The organism is Paraburkholderia sp. NPDC080076, from assembly GCF_050281145.1.
GTDB lineage: Bacteria > Pseudomonadota > Gammaproteobacteria > Burkholderiales > Burkholderiaceae > Paraburkholderia.
This window is the reverse complement of the sequence record NZ_JBNNWQ010000007.1, coordinates 52,175-73,078: the sequence shown is the minus strand read 5'-3', so window position 1 is coordinate 73,078 and position 20,904 is coordinate 52,175. Positions and strand designations below refer to the sequence as shown.

The following is a 20,904-nucleotide window of genomic DNA, read 5'->3' as shown; positions in this document are numbered from 1 at the left end:
GGTCGAGCGCAGCGGTGCGCCTGAGGCGCCCTTCACAGCAAAAATCTCTAAGTCGGTATTGATGACGTGCGTCTCTGCTTTTCTCAGAAAAGTAAGATTGCCAGCCGGTCATGTCAGGCTATCGCATTCCGGCGACGTGACCATTCGCGACCTGAATCGAAGGCATCGCGAGGTATCCACACGCGCCACGTGACTGGCATACCGGCTTTTTTACGGCATGCCAGTGCGTTATTTTTTATCGTGGGCTAGCAAAGTCGGGGGAGGCGGTGTTCAAAAGCGATGCCGTAATGAAAACTTGACAGCGACCTGGGTCGGCGTCGACGACTGGCCTAGCGTGCTGATTGCCGCGACTGCGGCATGTCCTGTCGAATCGACACCCGACGCGTGCTGCCACACGCCGACCAGATTGATGTCGGTACGCTTGGAGAGCGAGTAGTTCGGACCGAAATCGATCTGCTCGTATTTGGCGCGGGACTCTTTCGTGTAGTCGAACGACGCGCCGATCAGCAATGCGGGCGTAATGTTATAGCGACCATTGATCTCATAGCTGTTGAAACTCGCGTTGCCCGTGTTCGGCGTGGACGCTGTATGCCGGATGTCCTGAAACCGCGCGTTCGTATATACGAGCCCAATGCTCCCCTGGCCGATCTTGTAAGAAGCCGCCGCGCCGAAGATCTGCCACACATTCGCCGAGGCGAAGCCGCTGAACACTGGGGTTTCGATCCCAACGCAGATGCTGTTGCTTCGGCCGCGCGTGGAACCCAACTTCGCTCAGGGCAAAGTGTGCGGATGACGCTAACAGGTATCGCGTGTCTGTTGGGCGGCGGGCGTCACGAGGCGTTTTCAGCACGCTACCCGCAAAGAAAATTTCCTGTTTAATCAATGGCGTAGAGCGACACGACGGATTGGCACGTCGCATGCAATGTTGGTTTCAAGCCAGCGTTGCCTTGCGCGCATAGCGTAAAACGGCATCGGGAGGCTTCGAACCACCAGGCGCATCGGCGCCCGGTGTGGCTTCCGGGAGTTTGCATATGCCGCTCGCTCGACTGCTCCTCTGCTTTCTCCAGTGCTCGTTCGCGGCCGCGATGCTTTTGCCCGCCGTCGTGGGCGCCGCGAACCTGCCGGCCCCATCGCAACGCTATGCATCCGGCACGCACGACGCGGGCCCCGGCGATTCGGCCACGCCTCACACACTGAAAGCTGGTATCGAGCGCCTGCGCACCGGGACGTGGTGGGAAGCCAACCGCAAGATCCGCCCGGAGCTCGCGCAAGTCGGCGACCTGATGTTCCTCCTGCCGCTTGCCGACACGAAGCTCGAACCATCGTCTGACGCGATCGGCCGCGTGCAGCGCCTGCGCGAAGCGCTGCGCATCCACCTGACGCGCGAACCCGCCGGCTGGACCCGCCTCGTTGCGCAAGTGCGGGCAAAGCGTGTCAAGGCCGGCGATACGTCAGCCGTGCTGCTCGCCGACGCGCTCGTCAACCAGGTTCGCTACCGCGACGGAACCGACGGCAGCTACTACGCGCCGGCGCGGTTCTTCACCGAAAGCGGCGTGTGCAAGGATTTCGCCGTCGCCAAATACCTCCTGCTGCGCGACGCGGGTTTCGACATCGCGCGGCTGCGTCTCGTCTCGCTCGCGCCACGCTACAACAACACGCCGGACGACTGGCATGTCATCCTTGTCGTGCAGATCGACGTCGCGAGCGAACCGCTCGCACTCGATTCACCGAGCGCGCCGACCGCCAGGCGCACCGGCGATACGACCAATGAAGCATCGGCTTCGAGCGGTCCGTCCGCGCTGCTCGGCGCGATCCTCGCTGGCCGAGAGCCCGCCGACGCGGTGCTGCGCGCGCCCGCGGGACCGCTTGCCACGCCGCTCAGCCGGTCGGGCCAGGCGCGGCGGCCGCTTGCGACAGTGTTCAATGAACAGGGGAGCCGGTCATTCGAACGCGCTGCGCCGGGCGCACTGCGGCGCGCGTCGGCGGCCGGCCGAAACTCGAACGCGATGTATGTCGACGAAATGGGAAAGCCATGGAAAGTCGACGGCTCAGGGACGTTTCCGAAGTGGCGCGTCGCCGATGATCAGGCAGATGAGCTGGCGAAGCCGGGTCCGGCGGCTGGGCTGATACGCGTGGTGGCACGCTGACTGAGGCATGCATGGCGGGCGCCCGACGCCGCCGCGATAAGGGTACTCACGAGAACGTACCTGCATGCCGTCCCGGTGTTGGAACGGACTTCGGCCATTGCCGACATTGAGATGCGCTGGGTTCTACGTCAGCAATGCGGCGGATTGCTGACGGCGGCGGCATCGAGCGGCCAGACGGCAGCTTCCTGCATCAGCGAATTCACACTCCCGACCCTGAGCGGCCGGCCAAAAGACTTGCTCTGGTATGACCGCTTCCAACGTATAACGGCCGCCAGGTTTTGCAGTTCTGAAGCTACGATCCTGCACGCGTAGGCTGCAACAAACGCGCGTTCTCCAGGACCGCCGACGCTGCGTCCTTTGCGAGCATGAACGCCGAGGTTTCACCCGACGCGTGCGAAAGCGCCAACGCCCCATGAAGAAGCAGGTTCAGTTGCTTGGCGAGACGCTGAGGTTTGGCAAATCCCGCCCGCTTGCACAGTTCGAGGAACTTCATTTCACCGCGTGAACTTGCCGCTATGCCAAGTTCAACGATGCCCTCGTGCTTCCCGGCATATTCCTGTGCCGCCTTCACTCCCAGACAGCCGCGCGTGAGCATTCGGCCGGTAATCTTCCGCACGTCGAAGAACTCGATGATCTGTTCGCGCGGGTCGCTGATGTGCGCGACCGGATCGAAGAGTTCATGCACGACACCTTCACTATAGAGCCACAACACGGCCTCAATCAGATCCTCTTTCGACGGGAAATACTTGTAAAGCGTGCGCTTCGATATGCCGCTGCCGGCCAAGGCCGCTTCCATTCCCGTCGCATGGAAGCCTGCATCGTAGAAGCGATCGAATGCATATTTCACAATATCCAGCTTCTTGCCTTCGATTTCCGTGCCCTGCTCCATCTCGTCACCCTCTTGAAGTCCACCTCGCATTTATAACAAATCCCGTTGACATAGTAAACGACATCGTTTACATATACGCATAAGTAAACGATGTCGTTTACTTATGCGGTGCAAGCGTTTGGCAAAACTCCCGCCGAATGGCTTTCCGTATCCCGACATCGGGTAGTTAAACACTCAGGAGAAGATCATGACTCTTTCGAACAAAGTCGTGCTGGTGAGCGGCGCCAATCGCGGCATCGGTGCGGCCATCGTGAAGGAATTGCTGAAGGTTGGCGTGGCGAAAATCTACGCCACAGCGCGCGATCCGAAGGCGCTGCCGCTGTTCGAAGACCCGCGGGTCGTTCCGTTGGAGATGGACATCACGAGCGACCCATCCGTCAACGGGGCAGCTGCAGCAGCGCAGGATGTGGACGTGCTTGTGAACAACGCCGGCACGCTGGCCTTCGGCGATTTTCTCGGCAGTAACTGGGAAACCTTCGAAGACGACATGCGGACAAATTACTTCGGTACCCTTCGCGTTCTAAGGGCATTCACCCCGCAGTTTGTGACCCGCAAGTCCGGCACCATCGCGAATATGTGTAGCGTTGTCGGCCTGTCGGCTGTTCCCTTGATGGCCGGTTACTCGGCTTCCAAGGCAGCGCTGCATTCTCTTACCCAGTCTCTGCGAGGGACCTTGGAAAAAGACAACGTGACGGTTGTCGGCATCTATCCCGGACCGATCGAGACGGCCTTGGCGAAGGAAGTACCTTATCCGGATAAGGCGACGCCGGCATATGCCGCCGTCAATATAGTGAAAGGCATCGCCGAAGGGCACGCCTACATCTTCCCCGATCCGTTGGCGCAGCAAGTCGAGCAACTGTGGTCGAGCGACAACCGGAAGCTGGAACACGTCTCGCTGCACCTCGGCACCTAAATACCGGATTGATCGGCAGATGTCGATTCGCCCCAGACGTCGTCACGACGATTTTGCCGCGACAACGGATGGTTATGTTTTAACCCTCGCAGGACAAACCTTGATGATTACACGCCGTTCCTTTACAACGAGTTTTCTCGCTGGTGCAGCCATGGTTGTAACCCGCGCAACGTCGGCCAAACCTCAGCTTACCAACCCTATTGGAAAATCGTCGCTCGCTGGAAATCCGGCTTTTCCGACCCGCTACCGCACGGTGGATGTCGACGGAGCTTCGATCTTTTACCGCGAAGCGGGCGCACCCGGTGCGCCAGTCGTCCTACTCCTGCCCGGCTGGCCGTCGTCATCCGCGATGTTTCGTGATCTCATCCACGAGCTGTCCGCGAACTACCATGTTTTCGCTCCGGATTATCCAGGTTTCGGCAACAGCGATATCCCCGATCGCTCGCACGCCCCCTATACCTTTGACGTGCTCGGTGAGACGATCGGCAAGTTCGTTGACAAGGTCGGCATCGATCAATACGTGTTGTACGCGACGGATTTCGGCGGCCTCGTCGGATATCGCGTGATGCTGAAAACCCCTCAGCGGATGAAAGCGCTGGTAGCGCAAAACAATCCGTTGTTCCTGGGTGCAAGCCCATGGTTCGGGCCGCTTGTGTCGTATTGGAAAGACGGAACGGACGGGAGCCGCGAGAAGGTCAGACAACACTATCTAACCCTCGACGTGGTCCGCGATCTGTACCTCACGGGCGTTCAAGATACATCCCTGATCGATCCGGAGCAGTGGCAAATCGACTATTCCTCGTTGCAGCGCCCCGGTGCTGCGGATATTTCACTCGATCTGCTCTACGACATCCGCACCAATGGCCCCGCACTCAAGAGTGCTCAGGACTACCTGCGTGCGCAAAAACCGCCTACGCTGGTCGTTAGCGGGAAAAACGACATCTTGTTTCCGGCCGAGAGTCAGCTGCGGTATCGAGAAGTTGTGCCTAACGCCGAGATCCATTTAACAGACAGCGGTCATTGCGCGTTGGCCGACAAGAGCGAGGAGATCGCCAAGCAGATGCACGTCTTCCTCGGTCGAATGCTCTAGCCAGATCATGCACACCGCCCGCTGCCATTCTTCACGCCTATGTGTGAGCGGGGCAGCGACGAAATCCTGTTGGTTGCCAGTTGGTTCCGACTGACAACCGACCGGGATGTACGCTCCGACGTGGCACGAACTTAGAACGGGTGAGCGGCGATCCGTCGCGAAGAGCAAACCATAAAGCTTGACGGTCCGTGATCGAGTGCGGAGCAGCCGTTCGAGCGTCCGCGCAACTACGCCGTCGACTGGCGCAATTTGGGCCGATTGTCGAACTATCGCCGCCAGGAAGACCCCGCAAAAAGTGACTTTGAGCGGCGCAGTTCGGACCCTGAAGGGACCGTCAGCTTTCTCGGTAGCGGACGGTCGCGGACAACGGCCTGGCTCATTGATCACTCGTCCGAACCTACGATGTTGGATAGATGAGGCGTTCAGCCTTGATCAAGCTAAAAAAACGAACGTCATGAAAGCCACCTTTCCAGTACCCCCTGTCGAATGTCGCCTTCCTCCACAAAACCAAGGCGCGCAGAAGCCCTATCTAGGGGTAACCAGTGTTCATGCACTGGTTGCCTCACCACGTCCACCGGCGATCACATCCCCAGCAACCTGAATTCGCTTTCCCATCTCGAACGCACGAATTTCGAAGCCAAGCTCTTGGTACAAATCGACCGCCTGTTCGTTAAACGCCCAAACGGCCAACCTAACGTCGGTGGCACCGTGTTTCCGCGCCCACTCTTCTGCGAGTTTCATCAGTGTGCTGCCGATCCCGCGTCCCCGCAGTTGTTCGGAAACAGCGACCGAGCCGATGCGGCCAACGACCATCGGTTGCAATAACGGGCTTATCGGCTGCACCACTTGAACGGTGATAAAGCCGACCGCCTTGCTGCCAAGCTCGGCAAGAAACGTAGCTCGATCTCCTTCCTGAAGGCTAGAGAGCCAGTGCGGTTTGTCCCGGCCGAACTCAGTTGTGGCGTCCGCATAGATATCGGGGCGCGCCAAGTGGTGGATCGCGTTCAAGATTTGACCCAACTCGCAAATTTTCAGAATGTCGTCGATGGTTGCGGGTCGATAGCTTATCGAGTCGGTCATGTTCAGCGCTTGATGGTGGAGAAATAAAAAAGGCGCCTTAGGCGCCCTGGTCGTTTGCACATGGAATGGACCGTGAGGTCGAATTCCTTGCTATGGACGTAACGAACCACGGCGCAACGGATAGCGACCGTGATGGTGGTGTCGAGCCTTGCTCGGGACGTTACGAAGTTCCATGCTGTCAATATTGGCACAAAAACAGTTTCTGCGTGAGCACATTGTTTTTCGAATGGCTGCCATGTCTAGTCGGGCATGTCGGCCAAGAACGCCCATCGCTCATGGTCGCGCCATTCGCCATTTATGCGGAGATAGCGAGGCGAAAAGCCTTCGTGTTTAAATCCCAACCGACGCACAAGTGCGATCGACGCGATATTCCCAGGTTGAATATTTGCCTCCACCCGATGCAATCCAAGTTCGGTAAAAGCATAGACGACAGCCGCCCTTACCGCCTCCGTCATCAACCCTGTCCGGGCGAACTTCGACATCGCATCGAAGAGCTGAGGGGCATCTTCGGGTAGTGGGCACCGAATAATCAGGCGGCCAGTTTCAACGGACGTAGGGAGATTTGGAAAGGTCAAAATCGTCGGCAACGTTGGCGGATAGAAGATGCTTCAAATTGTCGACTATCTCTGCGCCGATGTCGAACGTCTCAAATTGGCCCGATTGTCGCCGGATGCGGAACGCGGTTCCCAAGTTGCCGGAGACGGACCAACACGAAATCGACAAACTGAAAGTGACGCACGCGTGTGCACTGTTCGCGCGGTGAGTCTTGGTTGCGTCGCCCTTAAGCATTGGGGACCGAGCAGACTGCGGCAAAGTAGGGAAACCTAGCGGCGCTTCTGGTGTGCGCATCGCATCATCGCTGCGATCGAACAAGCTTCGCAGAGTGGGCGTCGCGCCACGGCAAGCTGAAGCGTCAGATCGAATTGATCGAATACACGGTCTGCTTAGGCAAACGCGGGCCTTGCGCTCTTTTCAAACTCAAGCCAAAAGCACACCCGAAAGCGGCCCTTCGCGATCGGCCGCTTTTCGCCGATGTTCTTGAAAAAGTCGCTGCTCGGCGTTTTCAATTCGCTGGCGAGAAACATCGACCTTTCAGATCGCTCTGCAAACCGCTCGCGAACGTGGCCGGTTGCACCCGCTAAGTTAAGACGCCATGAAGCTGCCACTGGCGCGGATAAGTCGTTCCGACCGACGGCTTACGGTGCGGGAGGCTGAACGCGTACAGTTGGCCATGGGCGGTCATTCGCTTACTCTATTGCCCGGATACTCAAACGGCGACTCCGCTTAGTAAGCCGTCATTCCATCTGTGACGGTGAATGTTGCGACATCGGCCGTTCTGGCCATCCGCGCCAACAGGACCACGAGGGTGAGCGTGTCGGTGCTGTCGGGCGGATTCGTCGTCCGGTGGTCTCCTCCTTATCGGTCGCAGACGAAGGAGCATGGTCACGAAATCATCAACGAACCAAAGCTAGAGAATGACCTTGAGGCTGGTGTAGAGGAGTCGCGTACCGATTACAAACAGGATGATGTTCGCGAATTTATAGAAAAGCGTTACGTTTAATCGGCGGTTCAGCCAAAAACCTGCGCAGATGCCAAATACCGCAAGAGGCGTGAGAACGAGGCTGGCGAGCAATGTCGTGCGGGTGAACAGCCCAAGCATGGAAAAGCTGACTAGTTTCGCCAAATTGACGATCGCGAAGAATGCAGTCGTCGTGCCGGCAAAGCAGCGCTTGGTGAGTTTATACGGCAACAGATAGATGGCCAGCGCCGGTTCGCCTGCGTTGGCCATAAAACTTGTGAAGCCAGAAGCGGCCCCCCAGAAGACGCTTGAAGCCGGGCGCAAACGATGGTCCACTTCCCGTGCAGAGTGACGCGATTCCAACCAGCGACGCCGGGCAAAGTCGATCGAGATAATACCGACGCCGAGTCTTAGCCACGTCTCCGAAAGATGGTGTATCGCCAGCGCACCGAGTCCAATGCCTAAGAGTGCAGCGGGAACTACGATACGCAGCAATGGCCAACTCCATTCGCCACGATACTGCCACAGTGTCACAAGATCAGTCAGACAGAGGATGGGCAGAAGAAGGGTCACCACAACGGGCACCGGCAGGTGCAGCGCCATAAGCGGAACCGCCACTACGCCTAGGCCAAGCCCGAGGCTGCCCTTTGAGATGCTTGTCAGCAGGAGCGCCGGTATGCTCACAAGGTAGAACCACGGATCACTGATTAACGAAGTACCAACCATCTAGCTAATTTCTGTGCTGACGCCTTACAAGCCTTGAGGCGATCAATATTCAACCGCGACACGCCAGAAGCGGTCGCCAGTTCCGGCAGAACTGTCCGATCAAGCCGCATCGGATGCAACTCCAATTCGAGGGCGCGTTGGTAACAATGACTACCGACGCGGATGAAAAAAACAATTTCGGCACTTTCGGACCGGCGACCCGCAGTCAACACCGCACAAACGAGAAAGTTGACATACTACATCTGGTAAATCGCAGAAACAATGAGAACGATTATTATTGATCTTTCGTCTGACTGTCGACCCGATTCGTCAGGTAGCCCTGCGGTCCATTCGGTCGACGGCTACACGTGGTCGAGCGAGCACTACAGGAGGTTTGCCATGAAGACTGCAACGATCCCAGCGTTGCGTGTAGAGCTGGAGTTGCGACAGACTGCAGAAGAAGTGTTGAACGAGAACGAGAGTCTTTCTTCGTTTATGGAGGCTTCGCTCCGCGAAAGTATTGCGAAGCGCCGACTCCAGCGGGAGTTCGTTGCACGCGGTCTGGCCGCGCGCGACGAAGCCCGCAGAACTGGTGAAGTATTTAATGCCCTCCCCCTGCCGTTCTGGCCGCCTATAGCGGGCTCGCCCCCCGCTCCCCAGTATGCGCGTCTCGGCGGATCGACCTTTGCGAAGCGGGCAGTGTCAAGGCACTGGCTGAATTTGTCATTCCGGCGATCAAGAGCCGCTTTGCCTGTCGTCTTTATGACAGGCCCCTCCGCTCCTCTTCCCTGGAGTTTGGTCGCTCCGCAACGGACCTCTCATTTCATTTCAAGGGATTCTCGTGGATATCAGTCCTGTTAAGCGCTCCAACAAAAGCAGAGGCTTTAGCTCCACTACTCCCGGCGCTGGCGGCGACGATCTTTACTGGCGACTGTTTTGTTTTGAACGGCTAAGTCCACTTTTGACGTCGCTGTTCGCGCCGCTATTTGTACCCATATTTAACCCGTTGGTCTTCCCGCTGCTGGAACGGGTTGCCGCAGAACTGTTGGAGCCGGAACCAGCACCGGTCCCCGCGCCCGCGTCGGTACGCGCGTCCCCCGGCGAACCGTAGTCCTCCTGGCCCAGGGCCTGCGTGGAACCGCCGCCCGCGCCGGATGTTGGGCTCCGCGCAGCGCCATCGGCAGCTTGCGCGCTTGCTGCAGACGACAACGCGATGACGAGCGCCAAAGTAACGAACGACCTGTTTCCATGTTTCATGACCTACCCCAAAGACAGTATTTCAGGCAGGCGGGCTGCCTTCCTATGCATGAGGTGGCGCAAGCTGCGTGCCGCCTGACGGTGATTCTTCACCATCGCGCCGGAAATAACGAACACAGAGCCGCAGCGCTGATTCGCCCTGGTCAGCGCACTCCGTCAGCACTCTAACGTGCGTTGTGCGGAAGGCTCTTATGAATCGCCGTCGCGGCAATGGCCGCTTCGCCAGAGGCGACGCTGATCTGATTGAGGGTATTGACGATGTCGCCGGCCGCATAGAGCCGTTCAATGCTAGTACGCTGATGCTTGTCAGTTCTCACCATTCCGTCCTCGTCACGCTCCACGTCGAGCCCCAATACGTCAGTCCGCGGATCGCAACCCATGACGGGATATACCGAGTCGAAACGGTGAATAGCTCCGCTCGCGCCGATGATCAGCACCGCCTGGTCAGCGCCCCGAGGTGCGTCGAGTCTCGATAGCGCGATCAAACCGACGCCACTGGCGGCAGCCGAATCCACTTCTGCGTCTGATAGCGCGTCGAGGTCGGACGCGACCACGGACACGTCGCGTGAAAAAGTCCGCATGAAGATGGCATGCGATAGCGCACACTTCGCCGGTCCTAACATCGCAATACGTTTGCCTTCAGTCTCGTAACCGTCGCATATCGGGCAGAGACGAAACAGGCCGGAGCGTGTCAGCTCATCGGCATTGGGCACCGACGGTAGCCCGTCACGTATGCCCGCGGCGAGCAAAACACGCCCGGCGTGCACCGAGCGTGCGATTTGTGCGTCGCCGCCTCCGATTGGACGATAGTCGATCCGGAAACCGTCGCTGACAGCTTCGATGGCCTCCACCCGGGCAGGTTCGGGCGTCACGTCGTACGGCGTGAGCTGCTCGCGCAGGTTTGCCAGCCACGCTTCACCGTTGATGCCCGATGGGAAGCCCGGCACGTTGCGCGCAACAGGGATGAGCCGCGCGCGACTTTCGCCGGCGTCAAAGACCCTCGTCGTTCGGCGATAGCGCGCGAGATAGAGTGCCGCGGTCAAGCCGGCCGGCCCACCGCCTACGATTACACAATCGATCGAACCATCCATCGGAAAGCTTCCATTTCGACCACAATGAGTATCGCAACCCTCTGCCGCCAACGCTCGCAGCAGACAGCGAGCGTCGACTGCGGGTCACGTCGTCGCTGGCGCGTCGTCTATCATTTCAGTTTCCGATGGCGTGTCGCTGATGGTGGCATCGCCAGCATTCGACTCCGTATTCTGGCGGGCGGTCATCAGATCGATTGCCTCCACGATTTCATCGGCTAGCGCGTAATGCACCATATGCCCTGCCTCGGGCGCAATGACGAGTGTGCTATGGGACACCGCTTGGTGCAGCCGGGCCGAATTCGATTCGGGGTCGACAACCTTGTCCTTCGCACCGGCAAAAATACTGACCGGCATCTTCAGGTCGGAATAGTGAGCACTCAACTGCGCCGCGGCCGGAATCATGAACGCGGCGTCCTCGGCCTCGGCCCTGATCTGCACCGGCCGCAGCAACATTTCACGAGGAATGACGTCGAAGAAGTCGGCTGGCATGGGTGCCGGAGCGAACATCACTTCCACGCTGCGCTTCAGCAGCAGGCGAGCGGTCAGCGGCGAAATGGTGTAACGCAAGACATCCCCGAGCACGGGAAGCGCTGCCGGTGCGGCGAGCGCGACGTCAGCGCGCACGGTCGGATAGTAGTAACCGGAGATCAGCACGAGCCCCCGCACGCCAGCGGCGCCGCCGACCGCCATGCCAAGTGCGACCAGCGTGCCCCATGAATGTCCGAGCACGACGGGTTGCTCCACGCCCAGCAGCGTGAGCGTCTGTTGAATGAGCGTGGCCTGCGCTTGCGCGGTCCAGAGACGGTCGCGTGGTCGCCCGCTGTAACCGAAGCCCGGCCGGTCGAACGCGATCACCCGGTGCCGCTCGGCTAACCGGTCGATCAGGCCGCTGCCGGCGAAGTCCTGAAGTAGCACCGCGTTGCCATGCAAAAGCACGACGGCGGGGCCTTCCCCCTTGTCGACATAATGGAGCGGTATTCCGTCGACCTCGATGACGCTTCCGATCGGCGGATTATCACGCTCGGCTTTGCGTGCACGATACTGAACCCACAGCGCACCGGCGGCTGCGGCAGTCGCCGCTGCTGCGAGCGCTCCGACAGTTTTCGGGGAACCAGCGACTTTATTGAACGCGCGACCCATGACTTTTCCTTCAATGGCTGGGCCGAACGACAATCTGCTCATGGAGAAGATCGGCCGTCCTGCCGCAACGCGTAGGTACTCGATTGAATGGTTCGCGCTGAATCGCGCTGGCCAATATAGGATTACCAACTTTCTTCAAGCGCGCAACGTTCATGCCGCGACTGCGCTTTCGTTGCGGTAGCGTCCGTAGCGACCGATCGCTGGCCTGCTGTCGACCGTGACCGCTGCGCGCGGCATGCAACGGATACGCGTCAGATTTTCAATCTGCTGCCAGGCTCCACGCAAAATCGGCAACGTGCTGCCTCCAAACCAGATCTACAGGTGAGCATCGACCGCATATTTTCCGATGGCGCGGGCAGGATTCATGGCGGGATTGTTATGACCGCGCCCCAGCTCCGAGCGGCGACGCATCGAAGCAGGCCAGCAACGCCCCGGGGCCAGGGTAAACGGCCACGCAGCCGCCAGCTCGAAGATTGACTTCCGTAAAGCCACCACACAGCAAGCCAATGGTTCGCATCCCGGCTTTCCCGGCCGCTTGCGCGTCGTATGGGGTATCGCCTATCGCCACAGCATCGGTCGCGGCGATCTCCAGTTTTTTGAGCGCCACTTCGAAGATGTCCGGTGCGGGCTTCGACTTCTCCGCGTCGGTCGACGACGTGGATTCGTCGACCAGCTGCGAAATTCCTGCGATATCCAGGTAGATCTCGAGTTCTTCCTTTTTAGCCGACGACGCAACCGCTACCTTGAGGCCGCCGTCGTGGACACGACGCAGCAAATCCGGCACCGCCGAAAACGGGCGAACCATCGGCAGGTACTTAATTTTGAATCGCTCGCCGCGCCATGCTTCCAACGCGTCGCCATAGTCCTCGCGCTGGGCGGAAGAAAGAAAGACCGGCAGAAGCTGGTCACCACCTTTGCCGATCTGGCTCCGCGCCTGCTCGAACGTGACTTCATGCCCGAACCGGGCGAACGCCTCTTGCCAGGCGCTCGCATGCAGATCGACTGAATCGACCAGCGTTCCGTCGATGTCGAAGACCGCAGCCTTGGTCATGGCGAATTACTCCAGGTGAGAGCTACGTCAGGATATCAATGCCGAAGATACTGGTTGCCACCGCGACATTGCACGATCGGAACACACCGGCCGAAGCGTTTCACGCAATGGTCGCGATAACATGAGCAATCCCACAGTAGACTCAAATGCATCAAGGTCTAGGGGTTTGAGGAAGAACGCGTTCCACAGGGCCGGCTTCTGGTGAGGCTGCGGCGCCGCCGAGACCATAATTACCGGTATTGCCATAAGGGCTGGGTATGACTTGAAATTTCGGCACAACTCGACACCGTCCATCTCGGGCATACTGCAGTCCGTAACAACGAGGTCCGGCAAATTCCTTCCAGCCTTTTCTAGCGCCGTCCTGCCGTCTTCCGACAGAAGTACCCGGTATCCGCGCCATTCCAAAGCCATGCGCATAGAGGCCAGGACGTCGGGTTCGTTATCGACCAGGAGAATGGTTGGCATTGGAAGCGTCCGGAGCGGTTAATCGACCGGCGCAACAACCGTACCAGGCGCAAAGACCAGGATGTCCGGAGGCGGGAGCGCGGCTTGCACAAGCCACTCGCTCTTGATGGATGCCATGATTTCGCATGCCCGCGATCGGTGGCGTATATTTCGAATCACGTCCGCCGCGAGATTCGATATCCAAGACCGCCAAGGACCACGCTCGCAGAGTTACTGAACACGATTCATCTCCGTTGTTGCACCATCGCAACAGGCACCGAATCGCGCCGATCGCGCCTTCCCCTTACGCGGCGGGGCATTCGACGTCTTTAGCCGCTAGCATTCCAGTGAACACGGCTAGCGGCACGTGGCACCACCCACCGGGGCGGGCATAGGGACGTCTAACTGGAGAGTCTCCAGCCCGCGATAGACCGGATTGCGATTCCATCGAGGCGAGCTTGCGAGAGGGCGAGTGTGGGCCAGCGACGCATGAGCTCGCCGAGGATCACTTCGGCTTCCATCAGCGTCAGCGCAGCACCGATGCAAACATAAAGACGCTGGACTACGAGACGCCCGCCGAACGATTCCAGCGAACTATTGCATCCACCGGTTGAATCCGCCATCTCTGACAGGACATTCGCAATCTGGCGTACCGACACTTTCGTTGTTCGCACCAGTTGTGGCAATTGAAGCGTAATGCCTGGATGCGCCCTGGCCCCCGACAGATCTCACGAAATCAAACGAGTGAGTTCGTCGTGAAGCTCCTTTGAGAGCGACACACCATGTTGAAGGCTGCGCTGCCGCGCATCAAATCGTCTTTGAGAAGGCAGCCGCGCGCCCTGCCCCACGATTCCTTCAAACAGAGTCTCGGCGCGTCGCAAGTTGTCCATAGGGTCCGCGCCGGCGAACATCGCAGGATCGAAAGCGATGATGATTTCACCGTGACATGGTGCCGCTCCTACGCGTTCGTCAAATGCCAGCGACTCCGGACTGAGCATATCGCTGATCAACGGGCCAGCTAGCAATTCAACCATTGCCGAGAGCGCGGACCCTTTATAGCCTCCGAAGGTGAGCATGGCGCCTCGCAACGCTTTATCGGGATCATCGGTGGCCTGGCCGTTTTCGTCGATCGCCCAGTCGGTCGGGATCTTCGAGCCAGACCGCTTGCGCAGTTCGATATCGCCACGGGCGATCCTGCTTGTGGCCATGTCGAACACAAACGGAAACGGGCCCGGACGTGGCCACGCGAACGCGATCGGGTTGGTTCCAAATAGCGGCCTGTTTCCACCAGCGGGCGCCACGCAACTGTGGGTAGGCGTCATGGCTAGTGCCGGCTATGCCTTCAGCGGCAATGGCCTCGACCTCCGGCCACAAAGCGCTGAAGTGAAAGCAGTTGTTGATTGCCAGAGCCGCGACACCTGATTTCTTTGCCTTTTCGACGAGGACTCGACTCCCCAACTCAAAAGCGAGAGGAGAGAATCCGAAACGGGCGTCGACCTTGACAAGCGAAGGCGATACATCGTTTATCTGCGGTTCGGCATCAGCATTGATTTTGCCCACCTTCAGCGTCTTTACGCATCCAATAAGGCGCCACACACCGTGCGAGTGGCAATCGTCCCGCTGGCCCGCAACGAGTACCTTTGCCATCGCGTCCGATTGACGCGCACTGAGGCCATTGGATGCCAGCACGTCAAAGGCCAATTTGTGCAAATGATCAAGTGAAAGAACTATTTCTGCCATATCTGCTGAAGTCCGTCTTTTATCAGAAGCCGCGCGGCCATGCGCGTTCGATCTCTGTAATGGACCACGCCGGTTCTACCTGGGCGCGATGTCCCGTCTCACCCGCTTGATGTGCTGCTCCACGTAGAACCCTGCCGCGTCTGCATCACCACTCACTATCGATTCGTAGATAAGTCGATGCTCGGATGCATACAGGCGTATCCGCAAGGGATCGAAGATTCCGTCGTCTTTCAGCCTTTTCCACAACGGTTGATCCATTGTTTTCGCCACTTCGTCGGCGATCTTGACGAGCAAAGCGTCACCGGTCATTACCGCCAGTTGGCGGTGGAACATTCTGTCGCTGTTGTTCCAGAGTGCGCGCTGCTCAGGATTGTCAATATCCTGAATCGTCTCCATCTCCGCAAGGTATTGCTCAGCCAGACGATCCCGCTTACCCCGGGCCGCGGCTCGCCGTGCGATTGCCGGCTCGAGGATGAATCGTGTTTCGAGCGTTCCCGTTGGGCTGAAATCAGGCTCCGCATTCTGAGCTCCATGATCGCCGTCGCCGTTAAGCAAGCGCTCAGAGGCCGCAGACGAGACGTATGTACCAGAATTCCGTTTCGTCACAACGAGGCCTTCATTCTGAAGAGCCCCTATTGCCTCTCGAACCGCAGGTCGGCCGACACCATAGAGCGCCGCAAGTTCGCGTTCCGATGGCAGCCGGGACTCGGCCGCGAACCGTCCTGTGCGGATTTCCTCCTTGATCTTCTCCTCGACCTGCTCATAAATCTGTAGTGGTCTGAAATTCGATTCGAGATCCTGCCGTGTCGTACCCATCTCACTTCCTTTTATTTCCTGACGCCCGATGCGCCGGAGTTCACCTGTCATTGACGGATAATTATCATACGTCGCAGCGACATGATGCCACCTCCCGATTCGACCACCCTCGAAGTGTCTCCAGTGGCTCGCACACGGCAAAAAGCGCGGCTCCATCCCAATACAGAATGCGCCGCGAAGGCTCCAAGGAGATGGGCCAAAAGATGTCACGTCAGCGCGGCAGTTGCTGGAAGCCGCGCCTGGAATCTGCACCCTCTACCGCACCAGGAATCCGTAGGTCAAAGGATCGCGTTCGTCGATCAACCAGGTACCGTATCCGCAGATGAACGCATTCCCTTCGATCTCGGGAATCACTGCCTCGAATTCACCGCATTTAGTCTCGCCCAGCACGCGGCCCCTGAAGATCGTTCCGATGATCGACTCGTTCACGAGCATTCCATCCGAGGGTAGCATGCCACGCTCGTAGAGTTGGGCGACGCGCCCTGCTGTGCCGGAGCCCGTTGGTGATCGGTCGACCTCGCGATCGGCGAAAATGCAGCAGTTCGCCTGCGTCGACCCCGGATGACGGGGCGAGTTCGAAATAATCGTGCCGTAGAGCCCTCTGATTTCCGGAATCTCCGGATGAACGATGTCAAACGCCGCATTAGTAGCCTGCTTGATCTCGTCACCGAACTGCTTCAGTCGGTCAACGTTGTTTTCGCCCACCGGCATATCGTACTGCGCACCATCGACGTAGAAATAGAACGCGCCTCCGTAAGCGATGTCTCCGGACACGGGCCCGAACGTTGGCGTATCAACGGTGACGTCTTTTTTCCAGACGAATGACGGCACGTTCACAAAACGCACATTTCCCGCATTTTGGCCGTCCCATTGGACGAAAGCTTCGAGGAATCCGCAGGGCGCGTCGATGCCCACGCGTGTCTCCGGCGACGTGCGCTCAACCCACCCCAGTTCAACCGCCGCGGTGGCCAGTGCAATCGTCCCGTGGCCGCAATGGGGGCTGTAGTCCTTGTTCTGCGTAAAAATGATCCCGAAGTCCGCGCCTTCACTTACCGGCTCAGTGAGGAAGCCCCCGTACATATCGGCATGGCCTCGAGGCTCCAGCATCATGGCGCTCCGTAACTCATCCGCATGCTTCTGGATCCACTCCCGCCGCTCCACGATGGTTTTCCCTACCAGACGCGGGAAACCATTGGTGATGATGCGAAACGGTTCGCCACCGGTGTGCATCTCGATCGTGTTAAGTGTTCTGGTGATTCGCATAGATACTCCGTCATGCTTACTGTTTCGATGGCTGCTTAGTTGCCGTAAGTTACGACAGCGCCATCCTTGAATGTGTACACGGTCGTCGCCGAGCTTTTCAGATCATGATGTGCGTCGAATGAGTAGTCGCCAGCCACGCCCGCATAGGTTGACTTGGCGAGTTGCGCACCAATCCTCGCGTGATCCGTTGTCGTGCCTGCCTTCACCATAGCGTCGGCCAGCAGCTTCATGCCGTCGTAGTAGCTGACGCCATACACCTGCGTATCAACGTTGAAGGTTGTCTTGTACTTTTTCAGGAACGCGCTACCCGCTGGCGTCTTGTCCAGCGAGACCCCACCTTGGGAGCAATATGCATTTGTAGCAGCGGGACCTGCGATTTTGGCCATATCAGACGTGCAGATTCCGTCGCCGCCCAGCAGCTTGGCCCGCAAGCCGAGCTGGCGCATCTGTTTGACCAGCGGGCCGCTTTGCGACGCGTAGCCACCATAAAAGATCACGTCGGGGTTCGCCGCTTTGATCTGAGACAGCACGCCCTTGAAATCAACGGCCTGACCATTCGTGTACTGCTGGTCGACAATCTTCAGCCCGCGAGCCTTCGCCACGCTCATGAACTCTTCAGCCACGCCCTGGCCGTATGCGGAACGGTCATCCATGACCGCGGCTGTCTTCGCCTTAAGCGTATCGATGGCGAAATTGGCCATCGCTGCGCCGAGTTGTCCGTCACTGGCTCCGATGCGAAATACCTCGTTAAAGCCTTGCAGGGTCAGCGCCGGGTTTGACGCAACGGAAAGCATCGGGATGCCGGCGCTTTGGTACAGCCGCGACGCTGGGATTGCGACTCCGGAGTTGTACGGACCGAGAACCGCGGACACCTTGGCGTCGACCAGTTTTTGCGCGACCTGCACCCCTATCCGGGGATCCGCCTGGTCATCTTGCGATACCAATTTGAATGTCACCTTTTTACCGGCGACCGTCGTTCCGGCGCTATTCAGCTCGTCAACCGCCATACGCGCGCCGTTCTCGTTGTCTTTCCCTTCCGACGCCTGCGGACCGGTCAATGGCCCAGAAACGCCAACAAGAACAACCTCTTGGGCGCTCGCGCCGCCGGAGGCAAGGAGTGCAGCAACCGTCATTACCGAAGAGATCAACTTTTTCATCGCATGCCCCGACTGGTTAAAGTACACTGGACTCGATATTGACCACTTTTGGTCCTATTTGCAACCATTGAAAAATAAAAACCCACAGGGGGTTTCCCTGGCCACAGACGGTTGCAGAGTGATGCTCTGCAACCACGAGCAAGAACGAACGATCATCTGATCATGAATACTTCAGACCCCAGAATTCCCGCAATCGTCGGCTACGTAACCCCGTGGAGCGCACACGCTGGTCAGGAACTGGCGTTCAAAATCAGTTCGCGCGGCGGTCGCGCTTTCACGGCGACTGTTCAGCGCATAGATTGTTGTGACCCAAACCCTGACGGGCCTGGGATGAAGCTGGTCCCGATCTATATCCAACTGGAAAACATCTACCCTGGACAGGAGCAGCCGGTATTTCCCGGCTCCTGCGCTTATGGCCCAATGCCGGCGCTAAAGGACGCTCAGCACATCCACCTCGACCTGACGGTTCAGCCCACGCTCGAGGACGTCTCCCCTCAGACATTGGTCGCTCTACAGAACCACGATGGGACACATGGCGTGGCGATCACTCTCACTCGCGGCGAACTCATTTTCCAGAGCCTCGCAACAGGGGAACAGCTCCCCACAGGCGTAGCTGTCGCCGCCGACTTGTGGACAGATTTGCGGATATCCATCGACCGTGATGGGCACATTCGAGCAATCAGCTCAGGCGTAAACGCCCGCGAGGAGGCGTTCAGGAACGTGGCGGACCTTGAAGCGCCGTTCTCTGCCGACGCGTTCGACGCCACTTCCGTGTGCTTTGCGGCGATCTGGAAGGGACACCCGGAGCATGTCTACAACGGCTTCATCGAAAGTCCGGAATTGCGCGCGGCCGGCAACGATTCACGTGGCGATCGGCGCGAGGACACGCTATTGGCGCATTGGGACTTCACGCCAACGCTTGCTCACACGAGCGTACCGAACCGGCTCGATAGTGACGCCCCGTTGACGCTCGTGAACGCACCAATGAGGGCAGTTCGGTCGTCTGGGTGGACCGGCCGGGAGCCTGATTGGAAGCATGCGCCGGAGGAATACGCCGCGATCCGGTTCCACTCTGACGACCTGTCGGACTGTGGCTGGCAGACATCGATACGTCTGGAAATTCCGGCCGACATGGCATCGGGCGTCTATGGACTACGCGTGGACAATGGGGAAGCTGTCGACACGATCCCGTTTTACGTCACGGTTGCGTCAGAGGGAAAGCATGCGCGCATTGCGTTCCTCGCACCCACGCTGACTTACCTGGCCTACGCCAACAACGCCCGTGGAAATTTTTCGGGGCCGCTTGCTGCTCGGGTAAAAACATGGGGGGCGTATCCCCACAACCCGGACGTCGTAACCGCATTTGGCGCATCAACGTACAACTATCACAGTGATGCTTCGGGTATAAGCCTCTCCTCCCGCTTGCGCCCGGTTCTCACTATGCGCCCAGGCTATCTGACGTTCCTTGATGAGCATGGGTCAGGTCTGCGCCACTTTTCCGCGGACTCCCATCTGACCAACTGGTTGAAGGAAAAAGGATTCGAATTTGATGTCGTTACCGATGAGGATCTCGATGATCGCGGCGTCGACGCGTTGAAGCACTACGATGTTGTGCTGACCGGATCGCACCCGGAATACCATACACGCCGAATGCTGGAAGCGCTCCTGGCTTACCGGTCTGCTGGCGGAAGCCTCATGTATCTTGGTGGAAACGGTTTCTACTGGAAGATCGGGCGCGCGGCATCTGCACCACATCTGCTCGAGATTCGTCGAGCAGAGGCCGGCATGCGGGTATGGGAAAGTCAGCCCGGCGAATACTACAACCAGTTGGACGGCGAGTATGGGGGGATGTGGCGGCGAAACGGACTGCCGCCGCAAAAAGTTGCAGGAGTCGGGTTTACAGCGGAGGGAGACTTTCGGGGCACTTTCTATCGCCGCACGCCAGCCTCGTCTGCCGTGGAACATGCCTGGCTATTCGCGGGTGTAAAGGCAGGAGTTGGAGAGCCGCTTGGAAATTTTGGCCTGTCTGGCGGTGGCGCCGCAGGCTTCGAAATTGATCAAACTGCGACCGACCTCGGCACGCCCGCCTACGTGACAGTCGTCGCATACTCGGACGATCACGATGCGAGTTTCGTGACTGTTCCCGAGGAGCTTCTCTTCAATCGAATGGTCGGCAAACCAAGAGAGCATAGCGGCATTCGAGCCCACATGATCTGCGGCTTTGGCCCGAGCGACGGCGGACTGTTCGCCGTCGGTTCGATCTCGTTTCTCGGAAGTCTTTACTGCGCCGGTTACGACAACGATGTCTCACAAATTGTTGAGAACTGCTTGCGTCGTTTTCTAGCGGCCTCCCACGTTTCCCTCAGTTGCTCTTAAAGCAAATTTGATTGGATGCGGGGCCGGAAAACGAGGTCATTTCGGGGAGGGCGCGCCCAAAGTCCGGAGGACATCTATCCATTGAAGGCGTAGCCGGCGTGTAATGGGAAGCCTGCGATACGCTCCCGGAATGGCCGATGAGCGCTCATTTTCGGACATCGAGGCATCGCTTGCGAAGGTCACTAAGTGCCCGAATTCGGAAGTACGATGTCAGCGCTGCAATGCG

General features: G+C 58.6%; 17 protein-coding genes and 2 pseudogenes. 5 read left to right on the top strand and 14 right to left on the bottom strand.

Annotated features, from left to right (window positions below; translation table 11 throughout):
• Nucleotides 1-270: 270 nt before the first annotated feature.
• The gene (locus ACQKRQ_RS26160; RefSeq protein WP_427480398.1) at nt 271-711 is read right to left on the bottom strand and encodes a porin; all 441 of its coding nucleotides are present in this window, start codon (nt 709-711) and stop codon (nt 271-273) included.
• A gap of 320 nt (nt 712-1,031) precedes the next feature.
• On the opposite strand from ACQKRQ_RS26160, the gene ACQKRQ_RS26155 reads away from it, so the two are divergent.
• Nucleotides 1,032-2,147 carry a transglutaminase domain-containing protein gene (locus ACQKRQ_RS26155; protein ID WP_427480396.1) on the top strand — a complete coding sequence of 372 codons (1,116 nt, stop codon included), beginning with the start codon at nt 1,032-1,034 and terminating at the stop codon, nt 2,145-2,147.
• Nucleotides 2,148-2,439: 292 nt separating this feature from the next.
• On the opposite strand, the gene ACQKRQ_RS26150 is transcribed toward ACQKRQ_RS26155, so the two are convergent.
• Entirely contained in the window at nt 2,440-3,036 is a 597-nt protein-coding gene (locus ACQKRQ_RS26150) for a TetR/AcrR family transcriptional regulator (RefSeq protein WP_427480394.1), read from the bottom strand.
• A 187-nt stretch (nt 3,037-3,223) separates the two neighbouring features.
• On the opposite strand from ACQKRQ_RS26150, the gene ACQKRQ_RS26145 reads away from it, so the two are divergent.
• Together ACQKRQ_RS26145 and ACQKRQ_RS26140 are read left to right on the top strand one after the other, a co-directional pair.
• Nucleotides 3,224-3,949 carry an SDR family NAD(P)-dependent oxidoreductase gene (locus tag ACQKRQ_RS26145; RefSeq protein WP_427480392.1) on the top strand — a complete coding sequence of 242 codons (726 nt, stop codon included), beginning with the start codon at nt 3,224-3,226 and terminating at the stop codon, nt 3,947-3,949.
• Between the two features lie 19 nt (nt 3,950-3,968).
• The gene (locus ACQKRQ_RS26140) at nt 3,969-5,039 is read left to right on the top strand and encodes an alpha/beta fold hydrolase (RefSeq protein ID WP_427480391.1); all 1,071 of its coding nucleotides are present in this window, start codon (nt 3,969-3,971) and stop codon (nt 5,037-5,039) included.
• A gap of 546 nt (nt 5,040-5,585) precedes the next feature.
• On the opposite strand, the gene ACQKRQ_RS26135 is transcribed toward ACQKRQ_RS26140, so the two are convergent.
• The 4 genes and pseudogenes from ACQKRQ_RS26135 to ACQKRQ_RS26120 form a co-directional block, all read right to left on the bottom strand.
• Entirely contained in the window at nt 5,586-6,119 is a 534-nt protein-coding gene (locus tag ACQKRQ_RS26135) for a GNAT family N-acetyltransferase (RefSeq protein WP_427480390.1), read from the bottom strand.
• Nucleotides 6,120-6,358: 239 nt separating this feature from the next.
• Nucleotides 6,359-6,601, bottom strand: a pseudogene (locus ACQKRQ_RS26130) (GNAT family N-acetyltransferase); the annotation flags it as partial.
• Nucleotides 6,602-7,063: 462 nt separating this feature from the next.
• On the bottom strand, nt 7,064-7,204 hold the full coding sequence (locus ACQKRQ_RS26125) for a hypothetical protein (protein ID WP_427480388.1): 141 nt from the start codon (nt 7,202-7,204) through the stop codon (nt 7,064-7,066).
• A gap of 383 nt (nt 7,205-7,587) precedes the next feature.
• Nucleotides 7,588-8,364, bottom strand: a complete 777-nt coding sequence (locus ACQKRQ_RS26120; RefSeq protein ID WP_427480387.1) for a sulfite exporter TauE/SafE family protein — start codon at nt 8,362-8,364, stop codon at nt 7,588-7,590.
• 261 nt (nt 8,365-8,625) lie between these two features.
• Here ACQKRQ_RS26120 and ACQKRQ_RS26115 point away from each other — a divergent pair, with 261 nt between their 5' ends.
• The gene (locus ACQKRQ_RS26115) at nt 8,626-9,204 is read left to right on the top strand and encodes a YlcI/YnfO family protein (protein WP_427480385.1); all 579 of its coding nucleotides are present in this window, start codon (nt 8,626-8,628) and stop codon (nt 9,202-9,204) included.
• Nucleotides 9,205-9,764: 560 nt separating this feature from the next.
• On the opposite strand, the gene ACQKRQ_RS26110 is transcribed toward ACQKRQ_RS26115, so the two are convergent.
• The 8 genes and pseudogenes from ACQKRQ_RS26110 to ACQKRQ_RS26075 form a co-directional block, all read right to left on the bottom strand.
• On the bottom strand, nt 9,765-10,691 hold the full coding sequence (locus ACQKRQ_RS26110) for an NAD(P)/FAD-dependent oxidoreductase (RefSeq protein WP_427480383.1): 927 nt from the start codon (nt 10,689-10,691) through the stop codon (nt 9,765-9,767).
• An 84-nt stretch (nt 10,692-10,775) separates the two neighbouring features.
• The gene (locus ACQKRQ_RS26105; RefSeq protein ID WP_427480381.1) at nt 10,776-11,873 is read right to left on the bottom strand and encodes an alpha/beta fold hydrolase; all 1,098 of its coding nucleotides are present in this window, start codon (nt 11,871-11,873) and stop codon (nt 10,776-10,778) included.
• Nucleotides 11,874-12,207: 334 nt separating this feature from the next.
• Nucleotides 12,208-12,882, bottom strand: coding sequence for an HAD family hydrolase (locus ACQKRQ_RS26100; RefSeq protein ID WP_427480379.1), 675 nt, complete (start codon nt 12,880-12,882; stop codon nt 12,208-12,210).
• Nucleotides 12,883-12,909: 27 nt separating this feature from the next.
• Nucleotides 12,910-13,347, bottom strand: coding sequence for a response regulator (locus tag ACQKRQ_RS26095; protein ID WP_427480377.1), 438 nt, complete (start codon nt 13,345-13,347; stop codon nt 12,910-12,912).
• A 707-nt stretch (nt 13,348-14,054) separates the two neighbouring features.
• A pseudogene (locus ACQKRQ_RS26090) lies at nt 14,055-15,066 on the bottom strand (Ldh family oxidoreductase).
• A gap of 75 nt (nt 15,067-15,141) precedes the next feature.
• Nucleotides 15,142-15,882: a FadR/GntR family transcriptional regulator gene (locus tag ACQKRQ_RS26085; protein ID WP_427480891.1), complete on the bottom strand. Its 741-nt coding sequence runs from the start codon at nt 15,880-15,882 to the stop codon at nt 15,142-15,144.
• A 255-nt stretch (nt 15,883-16,137) separates the two neighbouring features.
• Nucleotides 16,138-17,145 carry a trans-3-hydroxy-L-proline dehydratase gene (gene lhpH / locus ACQKRQ_RS26080; RefSeq protein ID WP_427480375.1) on the bottom strand — a complete coding sequence of 336 codons (1,008 nt, stop codon included), beginning with the start codon at nt 17,143-17,145 and terminating at the stop codon, nt 16,138-16,140.
• A gap of 35 nt (nt 17,146-17,180) precedes the next feature.
• The gene (locus tag ACQKRQ_RS26075) at nt 17,181-18,302 is read right to left on the bottom strand and encodes a branched-chain amino acid ABC transporter substrate-binding protein (RefSeq protein ID WP_427480373.1); all 1,122 of its coding nucleotides are present in this window, start codon (nt 18,300-18,302) and stop codon (nt 17,181-17,183) included.
• Between the two features lie 162 nt (nt 18,303-18,464).
• Between ACQKRQ_RS26075 and ACQKRQ_RS26070 the strand changes: the two genes are divergently transcribed.
• A complete protein-coding gene (locus ACQKRQ_RS26070; RefSeq protein ID WP_427480371.1) occupies nt 18,465-20,678 on the top strand; it encodes a N,N-dimethylformamidase beta subunit family domain-containing protein in 2,214 nt (737 codons plus the stop codon).
• The last annotated feature ends 226 nt before the right edge of the window (nt 20,679-20,904 follow it).

Coding starts and splice junctions, on each gene's coding strand:
- ACQKRQ_RS26155 (WP_427480396.1), top strand. CDS start 1,032: ATGCCGCTCGCTCGACTGCTCCTCTGCTTTCTCCAGTGCTCGTTCGCG.
- ACQKRQ_RS26150 (WP_427480394.1), bottom strand. CDS start 3,036: ATGGAGCAGGGCACGGAAATCGAAGGCAAGAAGCTGGATATTGTGAAA.
- ACQKRQ_RS26145 (WP_427480392.1), top strand. CDS start 3,224: ATGACTCTTTCGAACAAAGTCGTGCTGGTGAGCGGCGCCAATCGCGGC.
- ACQKRQ_RS26140 (WP_427480391.1), top strand. CDS start 3,969: ATGTCGATTCGCCCCAGACGTCGTCACGACGATTTTGCCGCGACAACG.
- ACQKRQ_RS26135 (WP_427480390.1), bottom strand. CDS start 6,119: ATGACCGACTCGATAAGCTATCGACCCGCAACCATCGACGACATTCTG.
- ACQKRQ_RS26125 (WP_427480388.1), bottom strand. CDS start 7,204: ATGTTTCTCGCCAGCGAATTGAAAACGCCGAGCAGCGACTTTTTCAAG.
- ACQKRQ_RS26120 (WP_427480387.1), bottom strand. CDS start 8,364: ATGGTTGGTACTTCGTTAATCAGTGATCCGTGGTTCTACCTTGTGAGC.
- ACQKRQ_RS26115 (WP_427480385.1), top strand. CDS start 8,626: ATGAGAACGATTATTATTGATCTTTCGTCTGACTGTCGACCCGATTCG.
- ACQKRQ_RS26110 (WP_427480383.1), bottom strand. CDS start 10,691: ATGGATGGTTCGATCGATTGTGTAATCGTAGGCGGTGGGCCGGCCGGC.
- ACQKRQ_RS26105 (WP_427480381.1), bottom strand. CDS start 11,873: ATGAGCAGATTGTCGTTCGGCCCAGCCATTGAAGGAAAAGTCATGGGT.
- ACQKRQ_RS26100 (WP_427480379.1), bottom strand. CDS start 12,882: ATGACCAAGGCTGCGGTCTTCGACATCGACGGAACGCTGGTCGATTCA.
- ACQKRQ_RS26095 (WP_427480377.1), bottom strand. CDS start 13,347: ATGCCAACCATTCTCCTGGTCGATAACGAACCCGACGTCCTGGCCTCT.
- ACQKRQ_RS26085 (WP_427480891.1), bottom strand. CDS start 15,882: ATGGGTACGACACGGCAGGATCTCGAATCGAATTTCAGACCACTACAG.
- lhpH (WP_427480375.1), bottom strand. CDS start 17,145: ATGCGAATCACCAGAACACTTAACACGATCGAGATGCACACCGGTGGC.
- ACQKRQ_RS26075 (WP_427480373.1), bottom strand. CDS start 18,302: ATGAAAAAGTTGATCTCTTCGGTAATGACGGTTGCTGCACTCCTTGCC.
- ACQKRQ_RS26070 (WP_427480371.1), top strand. CDS start 18,465: ATGAATACTTCAGACCCCAGAATTCCCGCAATCGTCGGCTACGTAACC.